Origin of the sequence: Sandarakinorhabdus cyanobacteriorum (assembly GCF_002251755.1) — a bacterium.
Taxonomy (GTDB): domain Bacteria; phylum Pseudomonadota; class Alphaproteobacteria; order Sphingomonadales; family Sphingomonadaceae; genus Sandarakinorhabdus; species Sandarakinorhabdus cyanobacteriorum.
The window spans coordinates 1-3,543 of sequence record NZ_NOXT01000062.1; the positions used below are offsets into that span (position 1 = coordinate 1).

A 3,543-nucleotide genomic window follows, 5' to 3' on the forward strand; every position below is an offset into this window, starting at 1 on the left:
GCCAACCCGAAATCACCCGGCCGGTGAATAATCCGGGCTAACTTCGTCAAGATTGTCGACTTGCCGCCACCGGAGCAACCAGAGATGACAATATGCTTGGTCGCCAAAGCTACTCTCCATCGGGGCCAATCTCAGTTAGTTAGACCGCATCTGCAATGCGTAGGGAAGTGCGTGCGCTCGGGCGCGGTGCTCGTCCGTCTATTGGCTGCCGTTGGTGTCTACCGAAGACGATAGGGCTGCTGGTGCTTTTTTGAAAACACCCAAAAGCTCAGGGTAGAAATCTGCTATCCTCGACAACGCGTCGCGGTTTCTCTCATAACGGCGAAGCTCGTCCACCAGTGCGGGGACATAGACGAAGCCGCGCTTCACCTCCTCAGCGACCTCCGCATTCGCAGCCTCTTCTCCCCGATCGGCAGCAGTGAGCCGCGAAGTGATCGCCCTAATTATGCTCTCATTGATGACCTGATCCCAACTGCCATAGCCTTCACGACGCATGGCATCGCGAAGCGTGCCGAAGTTCCCCTCAGTTGCTGCGACTTGGGAAGAATGACGCGCCGTCAGCGGGTTAATCACGGTATGGGCGAACTCGTGGGCCACCAGAGGCTGAAGCCTGGCGGCATCCCCGAAATCAACCGAACCCGCTGTAAGTGCGTGCGGCCCGATAAATGCAAATGCAGCCGCCTGCCCTCGATTGCCATCGACGCGTGAGGCAAAGCCGCCATCGTGCAGAAGTGGCCCTAGAATAACCTGCGTCGAGCCGAGCGGTGTCCCCAGGTAGGCAACTAGGGAACTCGTTGAAGCCACCACCGTCGGTCGGGACTGTGCGAGCATCCGCTCGTATTCCGGCTGATGGGAGGCATAGAATTCTTCGAACCGACATTCCTGCGCGAAATCACGCGCTGACGCCCATAAACCGGCAAGGTTTTCCTCGCCGCCAGCGCTGGCAATCACGCTGTCGCCCAACGGGAACCGAGGCTGAAGCTCTGGAGGGTCCGAAAGGGAAATGAAGGCTTCAGGTACATTGTTGAAGTCGAACCCGGTTGCGGACAGCGCCGAAAACTTCTTCACGGCAGCATGGTCAGAGCAAGCCGCAAAGAAGTTTGCTGCGTCGCGCTTGTATCCAGAATCGAGATAGGAGACGAGGAAATAGCCCGACAGAAGCTGTATGACACCCATAAGCTCGATCCGTTGATCGACCGTAACGGTGGTTTGTGAAACCGGCGCGGACCGAGGCTCTTCCAAAGGTGCACAAGCTTGGCTTGCCACCGCCAGCAGCGAAAGTGCCGCAATACGCATTCCAAGTCTCCCAACCTATGGGATTCGCACGATATCAGAACTTCTTAGGCTCTGAAAACCATGTAGATGTCGGTCTGCTTCAAATGCGCCTCCGGTTCCTCACGGAATGTGGCCGGTCACTTACAAAGGGCGTTAGCGGTCCTCCCGATCCAGGCGGACCGCCTTTTCTATAAACCCCTGCGGGTCTTGTACGAAATGCGCTGCGTCTGATTGGAGAACCGTCCTGATCACAGCTTCCCTGCTTGGCTGGATGATCGCACCTTCCGGCGTTGCAAAGACGCAGTCGAAATGCCGCGCGAGGTCGCAGACCCCGCCGATCAATGGCAGAGAGAGATCTGCCACATCGAAGCGGACCTGGATTTCTTCGATGAATTGCTCATCGAAGCTCACCTGGATGTCGTCAGCAGGTTCGTCACCCCACACCCGGAGACCGGTGTAGGATCGCGGTTTCTCGGGCAGCAACACGTCGAGCTTCGCAAATAGCGCATTCGCCTCTGTGATTGGCAGCGCCAGAACAACCTCGTCGAGCTGCGTGCGGCTCATCCGTGCTGCGTCGACCCCTGCGATACGCGCCGCAGAGGCAGGGATCAGGTTGATGACGAACTGCCAGACGGCCATCATTCGAACATAGCGCCAATGCGGGGGCCGACAATGGGCTCATTCGATGAACGCGGGAGCTGCTCTGCCACACCCCGGCGCCGCCGCCCGTCCGGGCGGGCAGCGCCCCTTACCCGCGAACGCGCCTTTCCTTGTCAGGAAGGCGTTCGCCGTCGGAGCTTTCCGACCGTAATGCGCGCAGCGGCGCGCAGGCGGGTCATTCGGCATCCTCCGTCCGGTCAAGGATCGGCTCAGGCTGTCGCTGCGCTTGCCTTCACCCCCCGCACGGCGGCGACGCCGGCTTCGCGGCATCGTCCCTGACAGTCCGTCGCCTGCCGACCAGCCCCGGCCGAACGGCCTTTCAAAATTGGTGGTGTTCCGTAACCGCTGTTCCGACCCCATCTTGCATGGGTGGCGTGTTGGTTCAGTAGCTTTGGCTGATGAGCCCTGATCCTCTTGCGAGCGCACTGGACACCAGCACTGAAGTCACTCGCAGCGATGTGCGGCGGCTCGAGGTGCTGGGGCATATGCGAGGTCGCCGGCGGTTGTGGAGCGTGGAGCAGAAGCTGGCGATCCTGGCTGAGGCGGACCGCAGCGACAACATCGCGGCATTGGCGCGACGGTTCGATGTCAGCACATCGCTGATCTACACCTGGCGCCGTGAGCTGCGTTACGCCCGCCAGGCTGTCGCCAGGCAGGTGTCGTCAGACGCTGAGCCAGCGCTGGTGCCCGTGATGGCGGATGGCGGTGCAGGAGCAACTGAACGTCCCGCGGTGATCGAGGTCGAGTTCAGCGGCACGGTCACGCGCATCTACGCCGGTGCGGACTCTGGGCTGGTGGCAACCGTTTTGCAGAGCCTGCGGGTGGCGCCATGATCGGGCCGGCTACAGGTAGCCGCGTCATGGTGGCAACGCGTCCCATCGATTTCCGCAAGGGCGCAGACTCGCTGGCCATGCTGGTGGCCAGCCAGTTCCGGGCCGATCCCTATTCCGGCGTGATCTTCGTATTCCGCGCCAAGCGGGCTGATCGGATCAAGGTGCTGTGGTGGGACGGCACAGGCCTGTGCCTGATGATCAAGAAGCTCGAAGCCGGTGGCTTCTGCTGGCCGGCTGTGCACGATGGCGTAATGCGGCTCACTGCAGCGCAACTCGGGGCCCTGCTGGAGGGTCTCGACTGGCGGCGTGTGCATCAGACGCGTCGTACGCAGGTGCCGCATGTAGCGGGATAAGCCGTTGATCCTGCGTTAGATTGACTCAGTCGGTGAGGTTCCACTCGACGCGCGTGCACGCGCGTGATTCATTGTGCCCATCATGCTCACCGCAGCTGATCTTCCCGACGATCCCGAGGTGCTCCGCGCCTTGCTCGTCGCGGCCAGGGCCGAAGCTGCGCAACTTGCTGAGCGCACGGCCCAGCTGGCCGCCGAAGTTGAACGCAAGACGATTGTTACCATAGAGGCTGAGGCGGAGATCGCCCGGCTGAACGCCATGATCGCCGCCTTCATGCGCCACCGCTTCGGCCCGCGCTCGGAGAAGCTGGACGAGGATCAGTTCGAGCTTGTCCTGGAAGACATGGGCATTGCCCTGGGGCGGGTGAAGGCGAAGCTGGATGACGCCAGCACACCCAAGGAACGCGCCGCACGGGAGCGCCGCG

At 61.4% G+C, this 3,543-nt stretch carries 5 protein-coding genes; 3 read left to right on the top strand and 2 right to left on the bottom strand.

The window, feature by feature from the left end; translation table 11 throughout:
• Nucleotides 1–198: 198 nt before the first annotated feature.
• Nucleotides 199–1,296: a DUF4932 domain-containing protein gene (locus CHU93_RS01955; protein WP_094472520.1), complete on the bottom strand. Its 1,098-nt coding sequence runs from the start codon at nt 1,294–1,296 to the stop codon at nt 199–201.
• 132 nt (nt 1,297–1,428) lie between these two features.
• Nucleotides 1,429–1,917 carry a hypothetical protein gene (locus CHU93_RS01960; RefSeq protein WP_094472521.1) on the bottom strand — a complete coding sequence of 163 codons (489 nt, stop codon included), beginning with the start codon at nt 1,915–1,917 and terminating at the stop codon, nt 1,429–1,431.
• A gap of 416 nt (nt 1,918–2,333) precedes the next feature.
• On the opposite strand from CHU93_RS01960, the gene CHU93_RS01965 reads away from it, so the two are divergent.
• From CHU93_RS01965 to CHU93_RS01975, 3 genes are all read left to right on the top strand, one after another.
• Complete coding sequence (locus CHU93_RS01965; RefSeq protein WP_094472522.1) at nt 2,334–2,768, top strand: transposase; 435 nt, start codon at nt 2,334–2,336, stop codon at nt 2,766–2,768.
• Nucleotides 2,765–3,121: an IS66 family insertion sequence element accessory protein TnpB gene (gene tnpB / locus CHU93_RS01970; protein WP_094472523.1), complete on the top strand. Its 357-nt coding sequence runs from the start codon at nt 2,765–2,767 to the stop codon at nt 3,119–3,121. Before CHU93_RS01965 ends, tnpB begins: the two co-directional genes overlap by 4 nt.
• An 82-nt stretch (nt 3,122–3,203) precedes the next feature.
• A partial coding sequence (locus tag CHU93_RS01975) for a transposase (RefSeq protein WP_207759185.1) occupies nt 3,204–3,543 on the top strand: 340 nt, incomplete at its 3' end.

What these genes read in the sequence shown, in the direction of transcription:
- CHU93_RS01955 (WP_094472520.1), bottom strand. Translation starts at nt 1,296, where the DNA reads ATGCGTATTGCGGCACTTTCGCTGCTGGCGGTGGCAAGCCAAGCTTGT.
- CHU93_RS01960 (WP_094472521.1), bottom strand. Translation starts at nt 1,917, where the DNA reads ATGATGGCCGTCTGGCAGTTCGTCATCAACCTGATCCCTGCCTCTGCG.
- CHU93_RS01965 (WP_094472522.1), top strand. Translation starts at nt 2,334, where the DNA reads ATGAGCCCTGATCCTCTTGCGAGCGCACTGGACACCAGCACTGAAGTC.
- tnpB (WP_094472523.1), top strand. Translation starts at nt 2,765, where the DNA reads ATGATCGGGCCGGCTACAGGTAGCCGCGTCATGGTGGCAACGCGTCCC.